Origin of the sequence: Streptomyces tsukubensis, assembly GCF_003932715.1 — a bacterium.
Classification (GTDB): Bacteria; Actinomycetota; Actinomycetes; order Streptomycetales; family Streptomycetaceae; genus Streptomyces; species Streptomyces tsukubensis.
Window position 1 is genome coordinate 1 of the sequence record NZ_CP020700.1, and the last position, 24,441, is coordinate 24,441.

At 72.5% G+C, this 24,441-nt stretch carries 17 protein-coding genes; 9 read left to right on the forward strand and 8 right to left on the reverse strand.

Going from position 1 to position 24,441, the window contains the following annotated elements; translation table 11 throughout:
- Positions 1-307 precede the first annotated feature (307 nt).
- Positions 308-1,372, reverse strand: a complete 1,065-nt coding sequence (locus B7R87_RS00005) for a methyltransferase (RefSeq protein ID WP_078901984.1) — start codon at positions 1,370-1,372, stop codon at positions 308-310.
- A 1,054-nt stretch (positions 1,373-2,426) separates the two neighbouring features.
- On the opposite strand from B7R87_RS00005, the gene B7R87_RS00010 reads away from it, so the two are divergent.
- Entirely contained in the window at positions 2,427-3,269 is an 843-nt protein-coding gene (locus tag B7R87_RS00010) for a DUF11 domain-containing protein (protein ID WP_006344585.1), read from the forward strand.
- An 81-nt stretch (positions 3,270-3,350) separates the two neighbouring features.
- Positions 3,351-4,190 carry a MerR family transcriptional regulator gene (locus tag B7R87_RS00015; RefSeq protein WP_006344586.1) on the forward strand — a complete coding sequence of 280 codons (840 nt, stop codon included), beginning with the start codon at positions 3,351-3,353 and terminating at the stop codon, positions 4,188-4,190.
- A 32-nt stretch (positions 4,191-4,222) separates the two neighbouring features.
- Here B7R87_RS00015 and B7R87_RS00020 read toward each other — a convergent pair whose 3' ends face one another.
- From B7R87_RS00020 to B7R87_RS00035, 3 genes are all read right to left on the reverse strand, one after another.
- Entirely contained in the window at positions 4,223-4,807 is a 585-nt protein-coding gene (locus tag B7R87_RS00020; RefSeq protein ID WP_006344587.1) for a hypothetical protein, read from the reverse strand.
- Positions 4,804-6,174, reverse strand: a complete 1,371-nt coding sequence (locus B7R87_RS32995) for a hypothetical protein (protein WP_006344588.1) — start codon at positions 6,172-6,174, stop codon at positions 4,804-4,806. The genes B7R87_RS00020 and B7R87_RS32995 overlap by 4 nt, the downstream gene beginning before the upstream one ends.
- Positions 6,175-6,265: 91 nt before the next feature.
- On the reverse strand, positions 6,266-6,970 hold the full coding sequence (locus B7R87_RS00035) for a DUF1345 domain-containing protein (protein WP_006344589.1): 705 nt from the start codon (positions 6,968-6,970) through the stop codon (positions 6,266-6,268).
- Positions 6,971-7,443: 473 nt separating this feature from the next.
- On the opposite strand from B7R87_RS00035, the gene B7R87_RS00040 reads away from it, so the two are divergent.
- Positions 7,444-8,367, forward strand: coding sequence for an LLM class F420-dependent oxidoreductase (locus B7R87_RS00040; protein WP_006344590.1), 924 nt, complete (start codon positions 7,444-7,446; stop codon positions 8,365-8,367).
- A 24-nt stretch (positions 8,368-8,391) separates the two neighbouring features.
- Here B7R87_RS00040 and B7R87_RS33000 read toward each other — a convergent pair whose 3' ends face one another.
- Positions 8,392-8,532 carry a hypothetical protein gene (locus tag B7R87_RS33000; protein ID WP_187144650.1) on the reverse strand — a complete coding sequence of 47 codons (141 nt, stop codon included), beginning with the start codon at positions 8,530-8,532 and terminating at the stop codon, positions 8,392-8,394.
- A gap of 130 nt (positions 8,533-8,662) precedes the next feature.
- Between B7R87_RS33000 and B7R87_RS34010 the strand changes: the two genes are divergently transcribed.
- Both B7R87_RS34010 and B7R87_RS00050 read left to right on the forward strand, forming a co-directional pair.
- Complete coding sequence (locus B7R87_RS34010) at positions 8,663-8,794, forward strand: hypothetical protein (protein WP_269847447.1); 132 nt, start codon at positions 8,663-8,665, stop codon at positions 8,792-8,794.
- A gap of 232 nt (positions 8,795-9,026) precedes the next feature.
- A complete protein-coding gene (locus B7R87_RS00050) occupies positions 9,027-9,281 on the forward strand; it encodes a DUF6332 family protein (protein ID WP_006344591.1) in 255 nt (84 codons plus the stop codon).
- Positions 9,282-9,960: 679 nt separating this feature from the next.
- Here the strand turns inward: B7R87_RS00050 and B7R87_RS00055 are convergent.
- From B7R87_RS00055 to B7R87_RS00065, 3 genes are all read right to left on the reverse strand, one after another.
- Positions 9,961-10,743: an ABC transporter permease gene (locus B7R87_RS00055; protein ID WP_006344592.1), complete on the reverse strand. Its 783-nt coding sequence runs from the start codon at positions 10,741-10,743 to the stop codon at positions 9,961-9,963.
- Positions 10,740-11,741, reverse strand: coding sequence for an ATP-binding cassette domain-containing protein (locus tag B7R87_RS00060; RefSeq protein WP_187144511.1), 1,002 nt, complete (start codon positions 11,739-11,741; stop codon positions 10,740-10,742). The genes B7R87_RS00055 and B7R87_RS00060 overlap by 4 nt, the downstream gene beginning before the upstream one ends.
- Positions 11,742-11,845: 104 nt before the next feature.
- Complete coding sequence (locus tag B7R87_RS00065) at positions 11,846-12,214, reverse strand: DUF1048 domain-containing protein (RefSeq protein WP_006344594.1); 369 nt, start codon at positions 12,212-12,214, stop codon at positions 11,846-11,848.
- 1,006 nt (positions 12,215-13,220) lie between these two features.
- Here B7R87_RS00065 and B7R87_RS00070 point away from each other — a divergent pair.
- The 4 genes from B7R87_RS00070 to B7R87_RS00085 all read left to right on the forward strand — a co-directional run bounded on the left by B7R87_RS00070 (position 13,221) and on the right by B7R87_RS00085 (position 24,441).
- Positions 13,221-13,469, forward strand: a complete 249-nt coding sequence (locus B7R87_RS00070) for a phosphopantetheine-binding protein (RefSeq protein WP_006344595.1) — start codon at positions 13,221-13,223, stop codon at positions 13,467-13,469.
- Complete coding sequence (locus tag B7R87_RS00075) at positions 13,466-14,716, forward strand: cytochrome P450 (RefSeq protein WP_006344596.1); 1,251 nt, start codon at positions 13,466-13,468, stop codon at positions 14,714-14,716. Before B7R87_RS00070 ends, B7R87_RS00075 begins: the two co-directional genes overlap by 4 nt.
- The gene (locus B7R87_RS00080) at positions 14,713-15,450 is read left to right on the forward strand and encodes a thioesterase II family protein (RefSeq protein ID WP_006344597.1); all 738 of its coding nucleotides are present in this window, start codon (positions 14,713-14,715) and stop codon (positions 15,448-15,450) included. Before B7R87_RS00075 ends, B7R87_RS00080 begins: the two co-directional genes overlap by 4 nt.
- Before the next feature lie 141 nt (positions 15,451-15,591).
- Entirely contained in the window at positions 15,592-24,441 is an 8,850-nt protein-coding gene (locus tag B7R87_RS00085; protein ID WP_157997752.1) for a type I polyketide synthase, read from the forward strand.

Consider the following 24,441-nt stretch of genomic DNA (forward strand, 5'->3'; position numbering starts at 1 on the left):
TCGGGGTCTCGTAGCTCGGGCACGCCGCCCTGTGCGGTGATACGGCGGAGGCTGTTGTCCGCAGCCACGCTTTGGGGTGGGCGACCGTGAGCCCGGGGCGGCACAGGTGCATGAACGCGGTCTGGGCTGCGTCCTGGGCTTCGGACCATGTCGCGCCTTGGAGTAGCAGGAAGCGGACCAGCGCCGGGTATTGGCTGTCGTGCAGGACTTCGGCGGCGTCCCTGCCCGGCTGCCCGGCGGTGTCCGGTTCCAGAGGCGGGGCGAGGATGCCCGCGCAGGTCAGGGCTGGGCGCCGGCACGGGCTCGGTCAGGGGGTGGGGGTGTCCGAGGCGGTGGCGACCACGATGGACAGCACCGCCGGGGTGGGGACCACTCGGTCGAGGCGTAGTCCGGCTGCGGCGAAGAGGCGGGAGAAGTCGGCCTCGGTGCGTTCCCGGCCGGTCAGTGACGCCATCATCATGAGGTCCAGTGTCTTGGCCTGATGAGGCGTGTCGTCGTCCGGGATCACCGCGTCGATGACGAGGATGCGGCCGCCTGGGGCCAGGGCGGTACGGCAGTTGCGCAGGATGGTCAGGCACTGGTGGTCGTCCCAGTCGTGCAGGATCCGTTTGAGCATGAGGACGTCCCCGGTCGGTACCGAGTGGAAGAAGTCTCCTTCGGTGGTCTGCCAGCGGCCGGCCGGGTCGGCTCCGCCGGGCACGGGGGTGGCCAGTCCGTGGCCTGCCAGGACATGGCCTTGGTCGTGGAGGATGCCGCGCAGTGCGGGCCCGTTGGCCAGGACCTGGCGCAGCAGGCCTCCGTAGCCGCCGCCGATGTCGACGACGGTGGCGTCTTTGGGGAAGTCCCAGCTCTGCGCGATGGGTCCGTTCTCTGCGTCCGACATGGATGCCATGCCGGTGTGGAAGACGGCGGCGGTCCGGGTGTCTCGGGCGAAGTGTGTGAAGAAGTCGGTGCCGAAGATGGTGTCGAAGGCGGAGCCGCCGTCGGTCAGGCATCGTGTCATCTCGCCGGCGGGGCGCCACATGGTCGGATCTGTGAGCATGAGTACCGCGGCGCGGGCGGACAGTTGTGCCTCGGTGCGCAGGGCGTCGCCGTCGGCGGTGAGGCTGAAGCGTCCTGCGTCGTCCTGTTCGAAGAGGCCTCGGGTGGCCAGTAGTCGCAGGACCCGGTGGAGGCTCTGTTCGTCGGTGCCGGTGGCCGCCGCGAGTTCGGCCGGGGTGCGGGGGCCGTCGGTGAGATGGTCCGCGACGCCGACGGCCGCGGCGGCGCGTAGTGCGGCCGGGTAGAGGAATTCGAGGGCCTGCGCCACGATCAGGGCGTTGCTGCGGCGTTCTTCCGGTGTCCCGTCCACCGGGCGTGTGCTGTCTGTCATCCGGTTGCCTCCAGAGCAGTGTTCAGGGGTCGGTGGGTATCGCCGGGCCAGGATGGCAGTGCTCTGTGCCGTGGGGGTTCGGTTCCCGCCACCGGGCGGTGGCTTCGGTGGGCTGGGCCGGTGGGCTCTGGGGTGAACCCTCGGTGAGTCGGGAGAGAGCGTTCCGTGTTGTTCGGGCGGGCGTCCGGGGGACGGGTCGGTGTGGGGCGCGGTGGGGTGGCGGGTCATCCGGGGGTCTGCTGTCGGCGGTGCGGTTCCGGATGGGACACATGTCCTCGGGTTCACGCGGAAGGAGAGGGCTCCTGCTCCGCCCTTGCGGAGAGTTCATTCGTCACACTTCACCCCATGCGGTGGTGGGCAGGGTTTCCCGCTCCCGGCCGGCAGGCCGCCGTGTCCCCCTTCTGGTATCGGAGAGTGACCCATGCTTTCTACCCGCTGGCGCAGAGTCCGGGGCGGTCTTGCCCTGGCCGCTCTCGCCCTTCTCGGACTCGGTACCACGCCCTCCGCGAGCGCCGCTGTTCCCTGCCGCCGCGGGAACGGGCCGCTCCGGGTGTGAGCGGCGATCATATTGCCGGGGTCCGGCTCATCGGCTGCCTGCGGGAAACACGGCGGAGTGACGACGGTGCCGGGGCCGACGAACGGGATGCGAAGCACCGGCCCACGGGCCTGGGGATGCGGCCAGACATAGATGTCATGCGGTCGGTAAGCGGCCCAATCCGATCAATTGTGGAATTCCCTGTTCGAGAGCTGCCGGTCTGCTGTCAGTCTGGCGCGGTCGCCGCAGGCCGGGCTTCTGCCGCGGTGATGAGCGATGCGCGGTCCGTGTTCCGGGTGGTCGGTGATCCCGGCGGGCATGCCGCGCGGGCGTGACCGCACCGCCGCTGGTTGTCGGGGTCCGCCGGGTCCCGCCCGCGGTTGGCGCGCAACCGAGTGAAGGGGACCTTCATGTCCTCGAACACCACCCCGGTACCCCGTACCTGCGGGATGGCGCCGCAGAGCCGGGACCCGCAACCCGGGCGCGGGGCGGGGGCCGCTGCGCCGTCTGCGCCGACGGGTGCCGGCCGCGCTGGCGGCCCTGGCACTGGCGGCCGGAGCGGGACTGGCCGTTCCCCAGGCCGCCCACGCCGTTTCCAGCATCAGCGTCTCCTCCACCACCGTCGCCGCCGGCGACACCTTCACGATCAGCTTCAACGGCACCGCGGACGTCGATACGCCCGGCGCCGGTGAGAACTTCTACGCCGGCTCCTCCACCCTCGGCCGGCTCTCTGATTTCACGACCATCGTTGCGTGCACGGGCAACACCGCCCCCTGCACCAGTACCTTCGGCATCGGCCAGCGCGTACCGCTGGGCGACCTGACGGCGGGCGGCGCGTTCAGCGGAACGATCACCCTCCGGGTCAACCCCGAAACCCCGGCCGGCTCCTTCGTCCTGGGCTACCAGCTCTACGGCAACCGCGGCGGCGAGGCCACCGTGTACGAGCCGGCCATCACCGTCACCGACCCGCCGCCCGCCGACCTCGCCGTCGGCGTGACCGCGCAGCCCCACCTGGGCATCCTGGTCCCCTACCTCACCTACACCCTGACCGCGCACAACACCGGTCCCGACGCGGTCACCTCCGCCACCGTCACCGCCACCCTGCCGCCCGGCGCCTCCGCCACCGGCCTCCCGGCCGGATGCACCACCGGCACCGGAACCGTGACCTGCACCTACGGGACCATCGCCAACGGGGCCGGCGCGGCCAAGTCCTTCCGCGTACCCCTGCACCTGTTCTCCCTGGGCCAGGTCACCGTCACCGGGACACGCACCGCCTCCACCCCGGCGGACCCGAACCCGGCCAACGACACCGACAGCGCCACCTGCACCGTCGTCTCCGTCCTTCTGGCGACCTGCCCGTAGCCCACCCGGGAGGTTCGTTGCACATGCCGTAGCGGCATGTGGTGTTGTCGTGGCACCACAGCACGAAAGGCTCCATCTGCGATGCATCTCCCCGTTACGCCGCCCCGCCAGGTCAAGATCGGTGCTGCTGCCGCTTTCGCCGGGACCACCCCGCGCGCTGTCCGCCACTACCACCAGATCGGTCTGCTGCCGGAACCCGAGCGGGGTGGGGACGGCCGCCGCCTCTACGGCTATGACGACATGGTCCGCCTGTTGTGGATCCGCAGAATGGCGGAGGCCGGTATCGGTCTGGACGATATGCGGGCTGCCTTCGGCGACTCCGCGGATGTCGGGGAGATCCTGGGCCGGCTGGAGGAATCCCTGGCCGTCCGGGAGAGCGAGATCAAGCGTCAGCGTGCGGCTGTCGCGCGTCTGCGGGCCGTGGGCAGCCCGCTGGGTCTGTTGTCCGAGGCGGTGACGGACCGGCTCGGTCATCTGCCTCCCGGTGCTTTGCGTGCCTCTGATCTGGAGGCTCTGCTGGTTACGGAGCGGATCTTCGGGCCGCTCGGCTCCGCCGTACAGGCCGGTGTGTACATCGTGCTGGCCACCCACCCCGGCCTGCGGGCCGAGCAGGACCGTCTCGACGAGGCCGAGGCCGCCCTCGACGACGGCGTCGACCCCCATGACCCGCGCGTCGAGGAACTCGCCGTACAGCAGTACGCCCATCACCGGGCCGTTGTGCAGGCCATGACGGCGGCCGGGCTGGATGCGGCCGATGACGAGCTTTTCGAGACCTATGATGCCGACCCGGCGGAGGAGGAGAGGGAGATGAGTGCTTTGGAGGCCATCACCAAGATGCCGTACGACTTCTCTCCTGCCCGGATGCGTTGTATGGAGCGCTTGGCGGAACTCGTCGGGCAGGACGACTGTGCGGACGGTTGATCGCCTGTGGCCGGCCCGCCGGGACAGCGGTGTCAGGCTCCGATTCCGATGGCGCTGACGTAGGCGTAGGCGGCGAAGTCGGAGTCGAGTTCGGAGATGACGTCGTCCCAGATGTCGTCGAGGGTGTCGAGGTCGTCGGCGGCCCAGGCTCTGATGGCGTCGTCCCAGATGTAGCGGGCCTGGATGGAGCGGTCGGAGAGGGGGCGGCGGTGCTTCTCGGGGACGGTGCTCTGGTCGACGGGGAAGATTTCCATCCGGCGGCCGTGGCCGTTGTTGTCGAGGATGCGTTTCAGTGCGCCGGAGCGGACGATGTTCCGGCGGCGTCTGTTCCTGTAGGCGGTGTCGACGGCTTCGCGTTTGGCTGCGGAGGGGGTGGTGCCGCGTTCCCAGGAGCGCAGCAGGCGGCGGGTGATGCCTTGGGCGGCGAGTTCGGTGCGGCCGGCGGGGCTGTCGAGGTAGCGGAGGCGGGCTTTGAGGCCGCGGGTGGTGGTGACGGGTGAGGTGATGCCTCCGGCGCGGGCGATGCGGTCGATCTCGGCGTGGAGGGCCTGGGCTCCGCGTACCCCTTGGGCGTTGTGTTTCTGCCATTCTCCCCACAGGTCGGATGCGCCGCTCACGCTTCATCCTTTCCGAGGGTGTAGGTGTATTTGGGTTTGACTTGGGAGAGTTCGCGGCCTTGTGCGAAAACTGACTGCCATTCACCGGCGATGTGCAGTTCGTCGGTTCCTGACATTTCCACGACGGTGAGTCCTGCCGTGTGTGCCCTGTGGGCCTTCATCCATAGGTTAGCAAAGGCCTGGGAGCGGATGATGTGCATCCAGTCGGGCCGGCGGATTTCCCGGTTCGCCGTCGATTCTCCGATGGTGGAGACGAACTTGGAGTACATGGCCTTGATGTATTCGAGCGTCAGGTCGTCGCCGGTTTCGATGGCGGTCTTCCGGGCGTCGGCGAGGGCCCGGCGCATTTTTTCCAGCAGTCCTTCGCTGGCTCCGGAGGTCCATGATTCGTGGATCACCGGCATCTCGCACAGGCCCTGCCGGGCGCAGCGCAGGAGGAGTCGGAGGGTGGGTTCGGTGATCCAGAGGGGTCCGGGTTCCTGGCGGGCGCCGAGGGGTGAGGGGAGGTCGGTGAGGGTCCAGTGGGGCGGGGTGATGCGGTGGACTCCGGCGCGTTTGGGGTCGTGTGCGGCGTCCTGCGAATGGGTGAGGCGGCCGATGGGGAGCCAGGTTTTGAGGGCTGCGAGGTAGGCGCCGTTGATGTCGAGGGTGGTGACGTCGAGGTGGATGTGTCCGGCGCGGGCGGCTTGGTGGAGTTCGGTGGAGCGCCATTTGGGGCGGCCTTCCCAGATCTGGTCGGCGCCTTTCTGGGAGCGCTTTTGCAGGATGTCCTGGGTCGGGGGGAATTCGGTGTGTTCGTAGCGGCCGCCGACGCGGGAGGCGGCGAACAGGGTCATGACGTCGGGGATGGCCCGTTTGACGAGTGCGGTGCGGGCGGTGTCGGGGTTTCCGTTCGCGGCGGTCAGGTGCTGGTCGACGGTGGTGCGGATGCGGTCGGTGAGGGGTCCGGCCGGTGGCGGGTGGTGGGGTACGGCGCGGGCGGGGGGCGGTACGGGGGCGGGGATCGGGGGCGGGGCAGTCGGATCCGCTGCCGTGGAAGACGGTGCGGGCGGGGTGGTGTCGGCCGGGGCGGGAGCGGCCTGGGCCACCGGGATGGCGGTCTGGGTTGTGGTGGCTGTGATCCGGTCGGCGGGGAGTGCGGCGGTGGCGTGGGTGGGGCCGGCGAGGAGGTCGAGGACCGGGATGTCCCAGTGGGCGGAGAGGGCGTCGACGTCGCTGAGGGTCCACGCGGTCTTCCCGCTCTGTTTGCGGCTGATCTGGAGCTGGCTGAGGCCGGTCCCGGCGCCGACGTCCGTCTGGCGCTCCCGTGTGAGCTGCATGATCGCGGCCACCGTGAGCCTGAGGGTGGCCTCCGTACTCATCACCATGGGGCAACCCTACCGGTGGGGTAGTCCGTATCTGCATGCGGAACTCTGTTTTTGAATGGCGCATGCTTCCGGTTCGGGTTTCCCGGGGGCTTCAGGCCAGGACGTTCACGGCCCTGGCGATGACGAGTCCCAGGATCATCAGGGAGAGAACGGACTGGACGGTCATGACGATTTTTGCCCAGGGGGCGAGCGGCATGACGTCGGTGGGGCTCAGCGCGGTGGAGTTGGTGAAGGCGAGGTAGAGGTAGTCGACGTAGCGGGGGCGCCAGTGCGGGGCGTTCAGTTCGGGGCTGAGCTGCTGGGGGAAGGCGAGTGCCGGGGTGGGGGGCATGTGGTGGGCGCGGGCGGCCGGTCCGCCGCTGTCGAGTTCGAAGTAGAGGAGTGAGAACGCGAGGACTGTGGAGATCCAGACGCTGCCGCCGACCAGGAGGAGAGCGTCGGCGGAGTTGGTTTCGGCTCCGCCGTGGATGATGTCGTCGATCAGCCGGGCGGTCGACCAGATGGCGCTGCCCGCGAGTACGACGACCAGGACGACGGCGACCGAGCGCAGGATGGCGGAGCGGCGGCTGATCCGGCCGGGGTCGCCCGAGACCAGGGCCACCAGCAGCAGGCCCTCGGCGAGAGGGAGTGCCCAGCGGGGGCCGAGGCGCAGGTCGTCGGGGAGCAGCAGGGTGAGTGCTGCGGAAGCAGCGACCGCCGCGGCCATCGGCCAGCGGCTCTCGGTGCGGGCGGCAGGCTCCGGGCGCGGCTCCGGTGTGTTTCTGCGGTGCGTGTCCGGCGAGTCCCGTCCGGTCACGGATGTTCCTTTCCCGGGTCCGGTGGCGGTTCAGGCCGCATGGCCGTGCCGGGCGTTGGGGATACTGCCGGCTGCGGTAGGTGCCGGGCTCATGTCCCACTCCTCCGGGGTGAAGACGGGCAGGGTGTCCTCTCCGGCAGTTTTCACGGCCCTGCCGGGCCGGGGGCCGGTGCGGGACGGCACGGCGCCGGAGCCCGGATCCACCGTAGACCGGAGTCGTCGGAGGCTGTGGCCGACACGCTTTTTGCGGCGGCTGCGGGTTCGGGGCCGTTCGGGGCCGTTTGCTGTCCGTGCGGCGGGCGGCGGTGGGCGGTCGGGCGGTGAGGGCGGCGGGCATCGGCCCGGTCCGCCACCGGAGCCTGAGGCCCGCGGCGCGGGGCGGGGCGGCGCGGGGCGGCCGCCGTCACACGACTGCAAGGAGACCGTCACACGAGGACCGGAATGCGCGGCCCGGCGGCGCTGGTTTCCCCGGTATGACGACAGGAATAGCGCTCAACGCGGCCGACGCCGGGAATCAGGTCGACGCCTGCGTGCAGCTGGGACACGAGGCCGCGGCCGCCGGGCTGCGGTCGGCCTGGTTCGGCCAGACCTTCGGTGCGGACTCGCCCCTGCTCGCGGCGATCGTCGGGCGGGAAGTGCCCGGCCTGCAGGTGGGAACGTCGGCGATCCCGGTTTTCGGCCGGCACCCGCTGCTCGTCTCCAGTCAGGCGCAGACCGCGCAGGCGGCGACGCACGGCCGCTACCATCTCGGGCTGGCGCTCGGTACCAAGTTCCTGACCGAGACGGGCTTCGGTATCCCGCATGAACGGCCCGTTGCGCGCCTGCGTGAGTTCCTCACCGCGCTGAGGCAGCTGACCGAGACGGGGACCGCCGACTTCCACGGCGAACTGCTCACCGCGACGACCCCGATCCCCGCGCGGGTGCCGGGTGCCGAGGGCGGTGTGCCGCTGCTCGTTGCCGCGATGGGTCCCCAGGCGCTGCGCGCCAGTGGTGAGCTGGCGGACGGGATCCTGCCCTTCCTGGCCGGTCCTCGGGCGCTGGGCGAGCACATCGTTCCTGCGGTCACCGCGGCGGCGGAGGCGGCAGGCCGGCCGGCGCCCCGGATCGTCGCCCTGGTCTACGGTGTGGTCACCGACGATGTCGACTCCGTGCGGGAGAAGGCCGCCGAGCAGCTTGCGTTCTACGAGCAGTTCCCGTCCTACGCACGGGCCATCGGGCTCTCCGGCGGCCGACGGGGCGTCGATGTGGCGGTGATCGGTGACGAGCGGACGGTCGCCGCGGAGGTGCGGCGTTACCGGGATGCCGGGGCGACGGAGGTGGTGTTCTCGGGGACGGACATCGCCGGGGAGTCCGACCGGCGCCGGACCTGGGCGCTGCTGGGGCAGCTGGCGGGCTGACGCGTCGGCGGGCGTGCTCCGGTTTCACGGGCCGCCGTGGTCCGCGGTCGCTGTCCGGCCGGCGGTACGGGTCCGGGCGGTGCCCGGTCGCGGTGGATCCGGCGCCGTCTGCCGGGCTCGTTCCTCCTCGTCGTACGTGTCGTAGGCGGCGGACTGCTGCTCCACCGAGAAGTCTTCGAACGCGCCTTCCGATTCGAGCTCGCGGAGCCGGTCCAGTGCCTCCGGCGCGGACGGCGAGGGGTGGGCCGCGAGGTGGGCCTTCGTCGTCTCCGGTCCGTGGCCGAGGAGGAGTTCGATGTCGATCGAGCACGCCGCGTCGAAGCCGGCTTCCCTTGGCGTTCCAGACGAGGAGGGCGTCGTCGAGGTCGCCGCTGTTGAACAGCTGGACGCAGCAGAGCTTCATCAGTTCGGTGTCGCCCCGCCCTGAGCGCGCCGTTCGCGTTCCGTGTGCTCGCCGAGGAGTCCGCGGATCTCGTCGAGGTGCGCGCGGGCGGGGCGGAGCCGAAGCGGCGCAGGCTCTCCTCGTCGTCCATCGGTGGTCTCACCTGGTCGTCCGGCACCGGCGGTGGCCCACGTCCCTCAAGGGCATCCGGTGCCGGAGGCCCGGCTCTGCGGCCGGGCCGGGCGTCGCGGGCCGGCCGTGATGTGAGACTTGCGGGATGGACATGGGGCGTGAGTCGCGGTGGGAGAAGGATGCAATGACGGTGGAGATTGTTTTCGCCCTGGTGACCGGCGTCGTGCTGGCCGCGGGTGTCTTCGCCGTTGCTGTGGCTCTCGTGTCGGCTTTCGGCGTCCCGGATCCGGTCAGGAAGGACGTGCTGGTGGGGGGTGCGCTGCTCGGGGCGGCGGCCGGGGTGTGGCGTCTGGTGCGGGTGCTGCGGCGGTTCGACCGGCAGCGGCGGTTGGGCCGCTGACCGCGGTCCTCGGGGGTGCGGTGTCAACCGCTCCGGACAGGGGGCGATGTACGGGTCCGGACGGCCTTCGTCACCGGCTCAACGGCGGGACCTTCTGCGGCGGTTCGCAGGAATCGGCACCCCCCATGGTTCACGGTGGCAGCACTACCGAGGGCCCGACGGACCCTGGCCGCGATGCACGGGTCCCGCCGCCGGGTGCCGGCACACACCGTACCGATCGTGCGGGCCCGGTCCGGCTGTCCGGCTGTCCGGGGGGCTGGTCTGCGGCCGGTGGTACCGGCGGCGCTCCGGAGTGCTCGGACGCGAGGCGCTCGATGTCGGCTGCCGGGCCTGTGGGGCCGGGCGTACTGTCCCGGCCGGGTGCCGGTGTCCGTGTCCGTGGGAGGGGTTGTGTGTTCCGGCTCCGGGGGCGGTATGGCGGGGTTCGACCGTGGCGCGAGGGCGGGGCGGGATGCTCGGGGTGTGTTGCGCCGGGCAGGGCCACGAGCCCTCGCGGGGCAGCACATCCGCCCGCCGGCACCCCATGTCCCCCGAGGGTACCGGCGGGCTCTTCGCTGCCCCGCCGGTTTTTCCGCCGGTCCTTCCGGGGCTCTGCTGTGTTTCGGGGCCGGGGACGGCGGCCGGGCGGGGTACGCCGGCAGGGGCCGGTGTACCCCGCCCGGGCGGAGGGTTCGCGGGGTTACTTCGGGTCGCGGTTGAACTGTGCGGTGGACCAGCGGTAGCCGAGGAGGATCAGGCCGGCGCACCAGGCGGTCGCGATCCATCCGTTGCTGCCGATCTCGGTGCCGAGGAGGAGGCCGCGGAGGGTTTCGATGGCGGGGGTGAAGGGCTGGTACTCGGCGATGGGGCGGAACCAGCCGGGCATGGTGTCGGAGGGGATGAAGGCGCTGGAGATCAGCGGGAGGAGGATGAGGGGCTGGGCGCTGTTGGCGGCTGCTTCGGCGTTGGGGCTGGCCATGCCGATGCCGACGGCGATCCAGGTGAAGGCGAGGGCGAAGAGGGCGAGGAGTCCGAAGGCGGCGAGCCATTCGACGGGGGTGGCTTCGGTGCGGAAGCCGATGGCGAAGGCGACGGCGCCGACGAGGACGACGCTGGCGATGCACTGCAGGACGCTGCCGATGACATGTCCGATGATGACGGAGCTGCGGTGGATGGCCATGGTGCGGAAGCGGGCGATGAGGCCTTCGCTCATGTCCATGGAGATGTAGACCGCAGCGCCGATGACGGTGCTGCCGATCGTCATGAGCAGGATGCCGGGGACGATGTAGGCGATGTAGTCGGAGCGGTCGGCGCCGCCGATGCCCTTGCTCATCACGTCGCCGAAGATGTAGACGAACAGCAGCAGCATCATGATCGGTGCGAGCAGCAGGTTCAGTGTCCCCGACGGGTAGCGGCGCGCGTGGAGCAGGTTGCGGCGGAGCATCGTGGTGGAGTCGCGGACGGCGAGGGAGAGGGCGCTCATCGGGCGTTCTCCTTGGGCTGGGTGGGGACGGTTGCGGGGGCGGTGAGGGCGAAGAAGACGTCGTCCAGGTCGGGGGTGTGGACGGTGAGTTCGTCGGCTTCGATGCCGGTGGAGTCGAGCCAGTCGAGGATGGAGCGGAGTTCGCGCTGGCTGCCGTCGCTGGGGATCTGGAGGGCGAGGGCTTCGTCGTCGCGGGCTGCTTCGCGCAGGGCGGCGGCGGCGTTCTTGTAGGTGGTGGGGTCGGTGAAGCGGAGGCGGACGTGTCCGCCGGGCACGAGGCGCTTGAGTTCGTCGGCGGTGCCCTCGGCGGCGATCCGGCCGTCGTTGAGGACGGCGATGCGGTCGGCGAGCTGGTCGGCCTCTTCGAGGTACTGGGTGGTGAGGAAGACGGTGACGCCGTCGGCGACGAGTCCGCGGATGATCTGCCACATGTTGTGGCGGCTGCGGGGGTCGAGGCCGGTGGTGGGTTCGTCGAGGAAGATGATCCGGGGGCTGCCGATGAGGGTCATGGCGATGTCGAGGCGGCGCTTCATGCCGCCGGAGTAGGTGGAGGCGGGCTTCTTGGCGGCTTCCACCAGGTCGAAGCGTTCCAGCAGGGCGGCGGTGATGCGCCGGCCCTCCTTTTTGGTGAGGTGGTGCAGGTCCGCCATGAGGAGCATGTTCTCCTCGCCGGTGATGAGGCCGTCGACGGCGGAGAACTGTCCGGTGACGCCGATGGCGGCGCGGACGGACTGGGCTTCGGCGGTGATGTCGTGGCCGGCGACGTGGGCCCGGCCGCCGTCCGCGGTGATGAGGGTGGAGAGGATCTTCACGGCGGTCGTCTTGCCCGCGCCATTGGGGCCGAGCAGTGCGAAGACGGAGCCTGCCGGGATGTGCAGATCGACGCCGTCGAGAACGGTTTTGTCGCCGTACGATTTGCGCAGGCCGACGGCCGACACACCGGCCGGCGGGGCGCCACCGCCACTCTTTCCGGACGTGGGCATGACAGACGAAGGCATGGAGCCCTCCCACTCGAGGCCTGGGGTAACTGGGGTTAAGTGAACCGGGGACGGCTCCCCGGGAGCCGGTGCCGGCGGGGGCGCGGGCCGCTGGTGGGCGGCCATCAGCGGCCCTTGCCGCCGGCGTCCGCGATGTCGCCGGCCAGCCGCTTGCGCGCCCGGCCGGGGACGTAGCCGCCTTCGGTGTAGTTCCGGGCGAAGGCCTCGGCGAACTCCACCGGGTCCTCCCCCACGACCGCGCCGACCGGGATTCCGTCGGCCGCGGCCTGCTCGAAGAGGTCGGCGAGGTCTTCGAACATCGACGCGTTGCTGTCGGCGTCCACCGGCACGAAGTGCATCAGATAGCGCTCGACCGCTTCGGCCGCCGCGCGGTGGCCGGCGGGGAGTTCCCCGATGCGCGCCCGGTAGGCGCGCCAGCGCTTCTTGGGCCCGATCACCTTGGCCATGAAGCCGCCCGTTTCCGTATCGGACATGACTGCCTGCCCTTCGCGGAGCTGTTCCTGTCGTTCCGTGAGGAAGCTCCACGTCCTCCAGAACCCTTCGGGGCACTCCTGTCACCGGATGTCCGGGGAGTGCGGTGTGCGCGGCGGCCCCTTCTGCCGAGGGGGTTTCCGCACCGGCGGGGCCGTGTGCTCCCCGGCCGTGCGGAGCGCCGCATCTCGCTAGTCGGCGTCGCTGACTACTGGTACACCGTAACACTGACTACCGGTACCTAGCAAGACGGAATAGCAGGTGGCGGGAGCACGTTCCCTCACCGGAGGAAGGCCTCGCCGCCGGCCCCCTTCTCGATGCGGTACGTGCGCAAGGCGCGGGCCTTCGCGAGCGCGCCGGTGTCTCCCGTGTGCTGCGCGGCCTCCCCGTACCAGTCGTGGACCGCGGCGGCGTGCGGGCGCCGGGCGGAGCGGAAATCGGCGAACCGGCGAACCGGCGGAATCCAGGTCGTACGCGTCGATGGGGAGCGCCGCGAGCCTCTGTGACCTGAGCAAGACGGCCCCCTCCTCTTCAGCGGTTCGGTCGTCCGGTGTCCCGGTGGCTTCCGGGCCCTTTTCCCGCAGGTCACCGTAGCTCTTCCGGTATTCGGCGGCGGAAATGCCGAGTCCGTCTGGATTCCGCCTCAAGTGTTTTTCGAGCCGGGCCCGGGCAGATGTTCCGGTCCGGGCTTATCCGCCCCCGCACCGCACGGGGTGAAACCCGTCCGCCGCCGGGCGGGCGGCTGTCCTGCCGGGCGGGACACACGGTGCCCGCCGGTGTGTTCGGTCCGGAATCCCTTGTGCGGGCCTTCTCCGGCCGATTACCTTGGCGTCGCAATGGCCTCCGGGTTGCCGGTAATTCACCGGACGAATTCCCCGGACTCTCTTTTCAGCCATTCGGACGATCCGTCCCGCCGCGGGGCAGCAGAGAAAGGAAGGGCCGGCTATGGAATTGTCACCGCAGGTTTCCCGGCGGTGCCCGGCGGACGGGGCTCCGGAATCCCGGGCCGTGTCCGCGGACGCACCGGATTCACTCGTGCAGGAGGTCGCGGCACTGTGGGCGGAGTATCTCGGTTCCCGTGAAGTCGGTGCGGACGACGACTTCTTCGCGCTCGGCGGCAATTCCCTGACCGGAATAAAGATCATCGAACGGGTGGCCCGGGACTACGGCGTCGAACTGTCCGTGCGGGGCTTCTATCTGGCGCAGACCCCGGCGCGGGTCGCCGGGCTGATACGGCAGCTGAGGGCGGCGGCGTGAGGCTGACGCCGGGCGGCGGGCGGGGTATCGACCCCGGGAGCGTCGACCTGTTCGACCTGGACCTCTACGCCTCCGGCGATCCGCACCCGGTCTGGGACGAGATGCGCGCGAAGGCCCCGCTGCACCACCAGGTCCTCCCCGACGGGCGGGAGTTCTGGTCGGTCACCCGCTACGACGACGTGTGCCGCGTGCTCGGCGACCACCGCGAGTTCACCTCGGAGCGCGGCACCGTGGTCACCCATCTCGGGGTGGACGACGTCGCGGCGGGCACGCTGATGACGTCCACCGATCCGCCCCGGCACACCGAGGTCCGCAGGCCGCTCGGCACCCGGCTCACCGCACGGGCGGTGAAGTCCTGGGAGGACAGGATCCGCGGGACGGTGGTGCGCTTCCTCGAACCGGCGCTCGACGGGGAGGTCTTCGACCTGGCCGAACAGGCGCTGCTCCTCCCGGCGATGGTCACGGGCCCGCTCCTCGGGATCCCGGAGAAGGACTGGGAGGAGCTCGTCCGGCTGACCGCGATGGTGACGGCCCCCTCGGACCCGCACTTCCGGCAGGGCAGCGAGGCCGCGACCCTGGCGATCTCCCACCACGAGCTGCTCGCCTACGTCAAGGAGTGGGCCGGCGCCCGGCGGGCGGACGGGCGGGAGGACGACAGCCTGCTCCACCACCTCATGAGCGTCCGCCCCGGGGGCATGCCGCTGACCGACGAGGAGATCGCCCTCGACGGGTACAGCATCCTGCTGGGCGCCAATGTGACGACGCCGCACACCGTCTCCGGCACGGTGCAGGCCCTCGCCGAGCGGCCCGAGCAGTTCGAGAAGGCCCGGGCGGACCCGTCGCTGATCCCGAACCTGGTGGAGGAGGGGCTGCGCTGGACGTCGGCGGCCTGCAACTTCATGCGGTACGCGGTGGACGACGTGGAGATCGCCGGGGGCACCGTGCCCGCCCGGGGGGCGGTCGTCGCCTGGATCGGGTCGGCCAACCGGGACGCGGCCCGGTTCCCCGACCCCCACCGGTTCGACATCACGCGCAGCGGCGCCAAGCGCCAGATCGCGTTCGGGTTCGGGCCGCACTTCTGCATCGGGGCGCCGCTGGCCCGGATGACCCTGCGGATCTTCTTCGAGGAGCTGACCCGGCGGTTCGGGTCGATCGGTCTCGCCGGTGAACCGCAGCACCTCCGGTCGTACTTCATCGCCGGGATGACGCACCTGCCCATCGTCGCCCAGAAACGAAGGACGCCATGACTTCCGCCGTCACCACCGCCACATCGCCGTGGTTCGTCCGGCCGCGGTCCGCGGACCACCGCGCGCAGCTGTTCTGCTTCCCCTACTCCGGGTCCGGGGCCTCGGCCTTCAGCGCCTGGCCGGCCGCGGTCGGCGGCGCCGAGGTCAGCCCGGTGCAGTTTCCCGGCCGGGAGAACCGGCTGGCGGCACCCCACTACGGCACCTACGAGAACCTCGCCGCGAGCCTGGCCGAAGAGCTGGTGCCGCGCCTGGACCGGCCGTTCGCGTTCTTCGGGCACTGCGCGGGCGCACTCGCCGCGTACGAGACCGCGGTCCGGCTCGCCGAGCGGGGGCTGCCCGGTCCCGCCCGGCTCTTCGTGTCCGGGCAGCCCGCGCCGCACGACGCCTCGCGGGACCGGATGCTGGCGATGACGGAGCCCGAACTCCGTGCCGAGCTGGAGTCGGTCGTGCGCGGCCGGGGCATCGAGCCGCGGCCCGACATGATCGACGTGGGCCTGGCCGTACTGCTGCGCGATCTCGCCGCCGCCGGCGAGTACCGGCGCCGGGAACCGGCCGCGGTGGGGTGTCCCGTGATCGTCCTGCACTGGCGGGACGACCCCGAGGTGAGCCCCGCGCAGCTGAGGGGGTGGAGCGCCTACTCGGATTCGGTCGAGTTCCGGGCGATCGACGGCGGACACCACGACTTCATGAGCGCGCCGGACGCTCTGCAGGAGCTGCTGGGTTCCTGGCACTGACCCGGACCCGCGGGCAGTGCACCGCGGCGGGGCAGGGTCCGGGCCCCGGGGGCCGCGGCGGCAGCGGTGTTCGCGGGCCGGCCGCGGGCGGCCCGCCCGCAGCCATGTCCGTTCTTCGAGGAACTGTTTGGGGAGGCCCTGGTGCAGGACACCGACGACTACCGGTCCGGCTCGCCACGCGTCGCCGGTGACGCACGGACACCGCACGACGGGGTGCAGGAGCCGCAGGACACCGCCCCTGAGCCCGTCGCCGTCGTCGGCCTGTCGTGCCGCCTGCCCGGAGCCCCGGACCCCCTCGCCTTCTGGCGGCTGCTGCGCGAGGGCCGGAGCGGAATCACCGCTCTGCCGGCATCCCGCCGGGAAGCGGCACCGGATCCCGGGGCGGCCGGCCCGGCCGCCCGGGGCGGTTTCCTCGGCGACATCGCCGGTTTCGACGCCGACTTCTTCGGCATCTCCCCGAACGAGGCCGCGATGACTGACCCCCAGCAGCGTCTGATGCTGGAGCTGGGCTGGGAGGCGCTGGAAGACGCCGGCATCGTCCCCGCGGACCTGGCCGGGACCCGTACCGGAGTCTTCGCGGCCGCGATCTGGGACGACTACGCGACCCGGCTCCACCGGCACGGAACCCGGCACCTCAGCCGCCACTCCGTCACCGGGCTGCACCGCGGCATCATCGCCAACCGGCTCTCCTACACCCTCGGCCTCAACGGCCCCAGTCTCACCGTCGATTCGGCCCAGTCCTCGTCGCTGGTGGCGGTGCACCTGGCAGCGGAGAGCCTGCGCTCCGGGGAGTGCACCCTCGCACTCGCGGGCGGGGTCAACCTCGTGGCCGCCCCCGCGAGCACCGTCGCCTCCACCCTGTTCGGCGGCCTGTCACCGGACGGACTGTGCCGGACGTTCGACGCCCGGGCCGGCGGCTACGTGCGCGGTGAGGGCGGCGCCTGCCTGGCCCTGAAGACCCTGTCCCGGGCGGTGGCGGACGGCGACCGGATCCACTGCCTGATCGACGGCAGCGCCGTCAACAACGACGGTGCCACGCCCGGTCTGACGGTGCCCGGCGCACGTACCCAGGAAGAGGTCGTCCGCCGGGCCCACGCACGCGCCGGGACCCGCCCCGGGGACGTCCAGTACGTCGAGCTCCACGGCACCGGGACTCGGGTGGGCGACCCCGTCGAGGCGGCGGCCCTGGGCGCGGCGCTCGGTGCCGGCCGCCCGGCCGGTGATCCGCTGCTCGTGGGGTCGGTGAAGACCAACGTCGGCCATCTGGAGGGCGCGGCGGGCGTCGTCGGCCTGCTGAAGACCATTCTCAGCATCCGCCACCGCGAGCTGCCGCCCAGCCTCAACTTCGAGACGCCCAGCCCCGCCATCGCCTTCGGGGAACTGCGGCTGCGGGTCCAGCAGGACCTCACGCCCTGGCCGCGGCCCGGCCGGCCGCTGGTCGCGGGCGTCAGTTCGTTCGGCATGGGCGGTACCAACTGCCATGTCGTCGTGCGCGAGTGGACGGGTGCCCGCGGGGAGAAGGACGCCGAAGGGGCCGTGGGGGGCGGGCCGGTGGTGGTGACGGACGGGACGCTGCCGTGGCCGCTGTCCGCGAAGACCCCGGCCGCACTGCGGGACCAGGCACGCCGCCTCCTGGACCACCTCGACCGCAACCCCGGGGCGGGTGCGGCCGAGACCGGCCACGCACTGGCAGCCGGACGCTCCGTCTTCGACCACCGGGCCGTCCTCACCGCAACCGGCCCCGACGGCTTCCGCACCGCGCTCCGCGCCCTGGCCGACGGCGAACCCTCACCCCACGCCGTCACCGGCACCGCCCCCGCCCGGACGGGCGGGACGGTGTTCGTCTTCCCGGGGCAGGGGTCGCAGTGGGCGGGCATGGGGGTACGGCTCATGGCCTCCAGCCCGGTGTTCGCCCGCAGCCTGGCCGACTGCACGGCGGCCCTGGAGCCGTACACCGGCTGGGACCTGATCGACGTCCTCCACGAGAGGCACGGCGCACCCGCGCTGGAGGGTGACGATGTGGTGCAGCCCGCGCTGTGGGCAGTGATGGTGTCCCTGGCCCGGCTCTGGGAGCACCTCGGGGTCGTCCCCGACGCGGTGGTGGGCCATTCGCAGGGCGAGATCGCCGCCGCCCATATCGCCGGGGTACTCACCCTGCAGGACGCCGCCCGCATCGTCGCCCTGCGCTCCCGCGCCCTCGCCGAAATCGCGGGAGAAGGCGGCATGGTCTCCCTGCCCCTCTCCCCCGCCGACACCGCACAACTGACACAGCGGTGGGAAGGCCGGCTGGCCGTCGCCACCGTCAACGGACCCTCCGCCACCGTCGTCGCCGGCGACCTCACCGCCGTCGGCGAACTCCTCACCCACTGCGAGAACGAGAACATCCGGGCGCGCCGGGTGCCGATCGACTACGCCTCGCACACCTCTCAGGTGCATCCGCTGCGCGGGCGTCTGCTGGAGGTTCTGGCGCCGGTGCGCCCGCGGGAGGCGGAGACGGCGTTCTACTCGACGGTGGGTGACCGCGCCAAGGGTGCGCTGAGCGACACCACGGTGATGGACGCGGCCTACTGGTACGACAACCTTGCTACGGCGGTGCATTTCGAGGGGGCGGTACGGGCCCTGCTGGACGACGGGCACACCCTGTTCGTCGAGGTCAGCCCCCACCCCGTCCTCACCCACCCGCTCCGGGAGTCCGCCGAACACCACACCAGCAGCACCAGCAGCACGGGCAGTACGGGCGGCGGGGCCCCGGCCACCATCACCGTCACCCCGACCCTGCGCCGCAACGACGACACCTGGCACCGCGTCCTCACCTCCCTCGCCACCACCCACACCCACACCCCCACCAACTGGAAACGCTTCTACCCCACCACCCCACCCACCCACCCCGACCTCCCCACCTACCCCTTCCAACGACAGCGCCACTGGGTCGATCTGCCCGGGGACGGCCCCGCCCCGGCAGACACAGACGCAGCCGCAGCCGCCGGTACGGGCGCCGGGCGGGCCGCGGAGACCGGGCCGGCTGCCGGGCCCGGGGCGCGGACGCCGCTCCTGGAGCGGCTGCGCAGCGCACCGCGTGCACGGCAGGAGCAGCTTCTGACCGACCGGATCCGCGCCGAGGCCGCGGCGGTCACCGGGCGGGCCGCCTGGCAGACGGTCGGCGGCGACCGTACGTTCCGGGACCTCGGCTTCGACTCCTTCGCCGCCGTGGAACTGCAGAACCGTCTCACCGGCCTCACCGGGCTGCCGCTGCCGTCGACGCTGCTCTTCGACCACCCCACCCCCGTGGCCGTGGCCCGCTTCCTGCTCGCCGGGCTCCTGGACTCGGGGCGGCCCGGTGCCGCGGCGGGCTCGTCCGCGCCGGCCGCGGCGGGTGCGGACGAGCCCGTCGCGATCGTGGGGATGGCCTGCCGCTACCCGGGGGACGTCTCAGGCCCGGAGGACCTGTGGCGCCTGGTCAGCGAAGGCACCGACGCCATCACGGGTTTCCCCGCCGACCGGGGCTGGGACACCGGCGGGCTCTTCGACCCGGATCCGGAGCGGCCCGGGACCTCGTACACCGACCGGGGCGGTTTCCTTTCCGGCGCGGGAGCGTTCGACCCCGCGTTCTTCGGGATCAGCCCGCGCGAAGCGACGGCGATGGACCCGCAGCAGCGGCTGCTGCTGGAAACCTCCTGGGAGGCCCTGGAGCGGGCGGGCATCGACCCGGCCGCCCTGCGCGGCAGCGCCACCGGTGTCTTCGTGGGCGCCATGACGCAGGAGTACGGTCCCCGTCTGCACGACGGCGCGGCCGGGCTCGACGGCTATCTGCTGACCGGGAACACCGCGAGCGTCGCCTCGGGCCGTATCGCGTACACCCTCGGTCTGCAGGGTCCGGCCGTGACGGTGGACACGGCCTGTTCCTCCTCCCTGGTCGCGGTGCACCAGGCGGCCGGGGCGCTGCGCGGCGGCGAGTGCGATCTCGCCCTCGCGGGCGGTGTCGCCGTCATGGCGGCGCCGGGCATGTTCGTGGAGTTCAGCCGGCAGCGCGGGCTTGCGGCGGACGGGCGGTGCAAGGCGTTCGCGGAGGCCGCGGACGGTACGGCCTGGGCGGAGGGGGTGGGCCTGCTGCTTCTGGAGCGGCTCTCCGACGCCCGGCGCAACGGGCACCGGGTGCTGGCCCTGGTGCGCGGGTCGGCCGTCAATCAGGACGGTGCCAGCAATGGTCTGACGGCTCCGAGCGGGCCGTCCCAGGAGCGGGTGATCCGGCAGGCCCTGGCCGGTGCGGGTCTGTCGGCGGGGGAGGTCGACGCCGTCGAGGCGCATGGGACCGGGACCGCTCTGGGGGATCCCATCGAGGCGCGGGCGCTGCTCGCCGTGTACGGCCGGGACCGGCCCGGGGACCGGCCGTTGTGGCTGGGGTCGCTGAAGTCCAACATCGGGCATGCGCAGGCCGCGGCGGGGGTGGGCGGGGTCATCAAGATGGTCATGGCGCTGCGGCACGGGGTGTTGCCGAAGACGCTGCATGTGGACCGGCCGTCGTCGCATGTGGACTGGTCGGCGGGTGCGGTGGAGCTGCTGACCGAGGCGCGGGGGTGGCCGGAGTGCGGCCGTCCGCGGCGGGCCGGTGTCTCGTCCTTCGGTATCAGCGGTACCAATGCCCATCTGATCGTCGAGGAGGCGCCCGCGGACGGGGGTGCGGGGGCAGTGGGGGGCGGGCCGGTGGTGGTGACGGACGGGACGCTGCCGTGGCCGCTGTCCGCGAAGACCCCGGGCGCGCTGCGGGACCAGGCACGCCGCCTTCTGGACCATCTCGACCGCAACCCCGGGGCGGGTGCGGCCGAGACCGGCCACGCACTGGCGGCCGGACGCTCCGTCTTCGACCACCGGGCCGTCCTCACCGCAACCGGCCCCGACGGCTTCCGCAGCGCGCTCCGTGCCCTGGCCGACGGCGAGCCGTCACCGCATGCCGTCACCGGCACCGCGCCTGCGCGGACGGGCGGGACGGTGTTCGTCTTCCCGGGGCAGGGGTCGCAGTGGGCGGGGATGGGGGTGGAGCTGATGCGTACGTCGCCGGTGTTCGCGCGTTGTCTGGCGGACTGCGGGGCGGCGCTGGAGCCGTACACCGGCTGGGATCTTCTGGATGTCCTCCGGGGGGTGCCGGGGGCGCCCGGCCTCGACCGGGTGGATGTGGTGCAGCCCGCGCTGTGGGCGGTGATGGTGTCCCTGGCCCGGCTCTGGGAGCACCTCGGGGTCGTTCCCGACGCGGTGGTGGGCCATTCGCAGGGCGAGATCGCCGCCGCCCATATCGCCGGAGTGCTGACCCTGGAGGACGCCGCCCGCATCGTCGCCCTGCGCTCCCGGGCCCTCGCCGGAATAGCCGGACACGGCGGCATGGTCTCCCTGCCCCTCTCCCCCGCCGACACCGCACAACTGACGAAACGGTGGGAAGGACGGCTGGCCGTCGCCACCGTCAACGGACCCTCCGCCACCGTCGTCGCGGGCGACCTCACCGCCGTCGGCGAACTCCTCGCCCACTGCGAGAGGGAGGATGTCCGGGCGCGGAGGATCCCGGTGGACTATGCCTCGCACTCCCCTCATATGGAGGCGCTGCGGGGCGAACTCCTGAGCCTGCTGGCGCCGGTGCGCCCGCGGGAGGCGGAGGTGGCGTTCTACTCGACGGTGGGTGACCGTGCCAAGGGTGCGATGAGCGACACGACGGTGATGGACGCGGCCTACTGGTACGAGAATCTGCGGACCACCGTGGCGTTCGAGGGGGCGGTACGGGCCCTGCTGGACGACGGGCACACCCTGTTCGTCGAGGTCAGCCCCCACCCGGTGCTCACCCACCCGCTGCAGGAGACCGCCGAACACCACACCAGCAGCACCAGCAGCACGGGCAGTACGGGCGGCGGGGCCCCGGCCACCGTCACCGTCACCCCGACCCTGCGCCGCAACGACGACACCTGGCACCGCGTCCTCACCTCCCTCGCCACCACCCACACCCACACCCCCACCGACTGGAAACGCTTCTACCCCACCACCCCACCCACCCACCCCGACCTCCCCACCTACCCCTTCCAACGACAGCACTACTGGATCCGGCAGAGCACCGCGGGCGATCCCCGCTCCCTGGGGCTGCACACCGCCGGGCACGGTCTGCTCGGTGCCGCGGTCGCCCTGGCCGACGGCGGGCAGCTGTTCACCGGCCGGCTGTCGGCGCACAGCCGTCCGTGGCTGGCCGACCATGCGGTCCACGGCACACCTTTGCTGCCCGGTACGGCGTTCGTGGAACTCGCCCTCCACGCGGGCCGGGTCACCGGCACGCCCCGGCTGGAGGACTTCACCCTCGAAGCGCCCCTGGTCGTCCCGGGCACCGGCGGCCGCCTGCTGCAGGTACACGTGGCGGCGGCCGACGGGGACGGCCGGCGGGCCCTCACCGTCCACTCCCGGCCCGACGGCGACACCGCCGGCCCGCCCTGGACCCGTCATGCCGCCGGCACCCTCGCCCCCGGGCCCGCCGCCGTACCGGACCTGGCGCCGTGGGCGGAACCCGCGGCCTGGCCGCCGGCCGGGGCCACCGTCCTGCCCGCCGGTGACCTCTACGACCGGCTCGCCGGCCGCGGCTACCACTACGGGCCCGCCTTCCAGGGCCTGACCGCCGCCTGGCGCCACGGCGACCACCTGTACGCCGAGATCGCCCTCCCCTCCGATGCCGCCGATGCCACCGGCGGCGACGGCAGCGGCGCCGAGTACGGGGTGCACCCCGCGCTCTTCGACGCCGCGCTCCACCCGCTCGTCGGCACCGGCCCCGAACAGGACCCGGACGGGGTGCTGCTGCCGTTCGCCTGGTCGGATGTGCAGCTTCACGCCGTGGGGGCCCGGGCGCTGCGCGTCCGGATCGGCCCGGCCGGTGCGGGGGCCCTGCGGCTGGAGCTGGCCGACCCCGCCGGGCAGCCGGTCGCCGAAGTCGCCTCCCTGGCGCTGCGGCCCATCAGCGCCGGGCAGTTGGCGAACGCCGCGGGCGGGAGCGGGGACGGCCGTCTCTTCCGCCTGGACTGGACGGCCGCACCCGACGCCGGGACGGCAATGCCGGGGCGGGTGGCGTTCCTCGGCGCCGCCGTTCCCCCGGCCCTGGCCGCCTCACTGCCCGAGGGCACCGCGGCCGAATGCCACCCGGGGCCGGCCGCGCTGCTCGCGGACCGTACGGCTCCCCTTCCCGGACTGGTGGTCGCCACCGGCCTGCTGGAGCGTGCCGGGGCGGCGGCCGGGGACGTTCCGCTCGCCGCGCGGGAGGCCGTCGGGTATGCCCTGGACCTGATCCGGTCCTGGGCGGCCGATGAGCGGACGGCGGGCAGCCGGCTGGTGTTCGTCACCGCGGGGGCCGTCGCGGTCCGGGCCGGCGCCGAGTCGCCGGACCCCGCCGCCGCAGCCGTCTGGGGCCTGATCCGTACCGCACAGACCGAACACCCGGGCCGCTTCGCCGTGATCGACCTGCCCCTGCCGGACTCGGACGTTTTCCCCGCCGCGCCGTTCCGCGCGGCACTGGCGCTGGCCGGCGGCGAACCGCAGAGCGCCGTCCGCGGGCACGGCCCGGGGGTGTACGTTCCCCGGCTGGTGCGGGAGACCCCGGCCGCAGGGGCCGCCGGGCGGGGGCCCGCCGCGGGCGGCACGGTTCTGATCACCGGCGGCACGGGTACCCTCGGCGCGCGGTTCGCCCGCCGGTACGCGGCGGCCGGGGCCGCTCATCTGCTGCTGGCCGGCCGGCGCGGCCCGGATGCTCCGGGCGCGCGGGAACTCGCCGCCGAACTGGCCGGGCTGGGGGCGAAGGTCACCGTCGCCGCCTGTGACACCGGTGACCGGGCCGCCCTGGCCGCGCTCCTGGCGTCCGTCCCCGCCGAACACCCCCTGACCTCCGTGGTGCACACCGCCGGTGTCCTGGACGACGGAACCGTCACCTCGCTGACGGCAGAGCAGGTCGAGCGCGTGTTCCGGCCCAAGGCCGACGCCGCCTGGCATCTGCACGAGCTCACCCTCGGGGCGGACCTCGCCGAATTCGTCCTCTTCTCCTCGGTGGCGGGCGTCGTGGGAACTCCGGGGCAGGGCAACTACGCCGCGGCGAACGTCTTCCTGGACGCGCTGGCCGGGCACCGCCGCGCCCTGGGGCTGCCGGCCACCTCCCTGGCCTGGGGACTGTGGGCCGCGGACAGCGGGATGACCGGCCATATGAGCGACGCGGACCGGGCCCGGATGGCCCGCCTCGGGATCACCCCCCTCCTCGCCGAGGAAGGGGCCGCGCTCTTCGAGACCGCCCGTGCCGCGGACACCGCCTGCCCGGTCCCGGCCGGGATCGACCCCGCGCTGCTCCGCCCGCACCAGGAGGCCGGAACGCTTCCCGCGGTGCTGCGGGGCCTGGTGCGCGCCCCGGTCCGCCGGGCCGCTGCGGCTGCGGCCGGCGGGGGTGCCACGTTCCTCGACCGCCTGGCGCGGCTCTCCGCCGAGGAGGCGGAGGACGCCGTCGCCGATCTCGTCCGTACCAGCGCAGCGCACGTCCTGGGCCATGCCACGGCCGACAGCATCGACTTCGACCAGGCGTTCAAGGACATCGGCTTCGACTCGCTGACCTCGGTCGAGCTGCGCAACCAGCTGGCGTCCTCGACCGGACTGCGGCTGACGTCCACCCTCGTCTTCGGCTATCCGACGCCGCGGGAGCTGTGCCGGTATCTGTCCGGACTGGTCCGCCCCGCCCCCGGCCCCGCCGCCGATGACGGTGTCGGTGACGGTGCCGAGGACGCGGCGATCCGGGAAGTGCTGCGGACCGTCCCGATCGGCGCGCTGCGCAGCGCGGGTGTCCTGGAGCTGGTGCTGGCGTGCGCCGGACCGGTACCGGACACCGGTACGGCAGCCGCGGAACCGGGCCCGGACACGGAAACCGGGGCGGGGGCGGGTGCGCTGGCCGCCCTGGACCTGGACGCACTCGTCGATCTGGCGCTGGACGAGAGGGGCAACTGA

What these genes read in the sequence shown, in the direction of transcription:
- B7R87_RS34010 (WP_269847447.1), top strand. Translation starts at nt 8,663, where the DNA reads ATGTCGATCGAGCACGCCGCGTCGAAGCCGGCTTCCCTTGGCGTTCCA.
- B7R87_RS00005 (WP_078901984.1), bottom strand. Translation starts at nt 1,372, where the DNA reads ATGACAGACAGCACACGCCCGGTGGACGGGACACCGGAAGAACGCCGC.
- B7R87_RS00060 (WP_187144511.1), bottom strand. Translation starts at nt 11,741, where the DNA reads ATGCCTTCGTCTGTCATGCCCACGTCCGGAAAGAGTGGCGGTGGCGCC.
- B7R87_RS00080 (WP_006344597.1), top strand. Translation starts at nt 14,713, where the DNA reads ATGACTTCCGCCGTCACCACCGCCACATCGCCGTGGTTCGTCCGGCCG.
- B7R87_RS00015 (WP_006344586.1), top strand. Translation starts at nt 3,351, where the DNA reads ATGCATCTCCCCGTTACGCCGCCCCGCCAGGTCAAGATCGGTGCTGCT.
- B7R87_RS32995 (WP_006344588.1), bottom strand. Translation starts at nt 6,174, where the DNA reads ATGGTGATGAGTACGGAGGCCACCCTCAGGCTCACGGTGGCCGCGATC.
- B7R87_RS00055 (WP_006344592.1), bottom strand. Translation starts at nt 10,743, where the DNA reads ATGAGCGCCCTCTCCCTCGCCGTCCGCGACTCCACCACGATGCTCCGC.
- B7R87_RS00065 (WP_006344594.1), bottom strand. Translation starts at nt 12,214, where the DNA reads ATGTCCGATACGGAAACGGGCGGCTTCATGGCCAAGGTGATCGGGCCC.
- B7R87_RS00040 (WP_006344590.1), top strand. Translation starts at nt 7,444, where the DNA reads ATGACGACAGGAATAGCGCTCAACGCGGCCGACGCCGGGAATCAGGTC.
- B7R87_RS00050 (WP_006344591.1), top strand. Translation starts at nt 9,027, where the DNA reads ATGGACATGGGGCGTGAGTCGCGGTGGGAGAAGGATGCAATGACGGTG.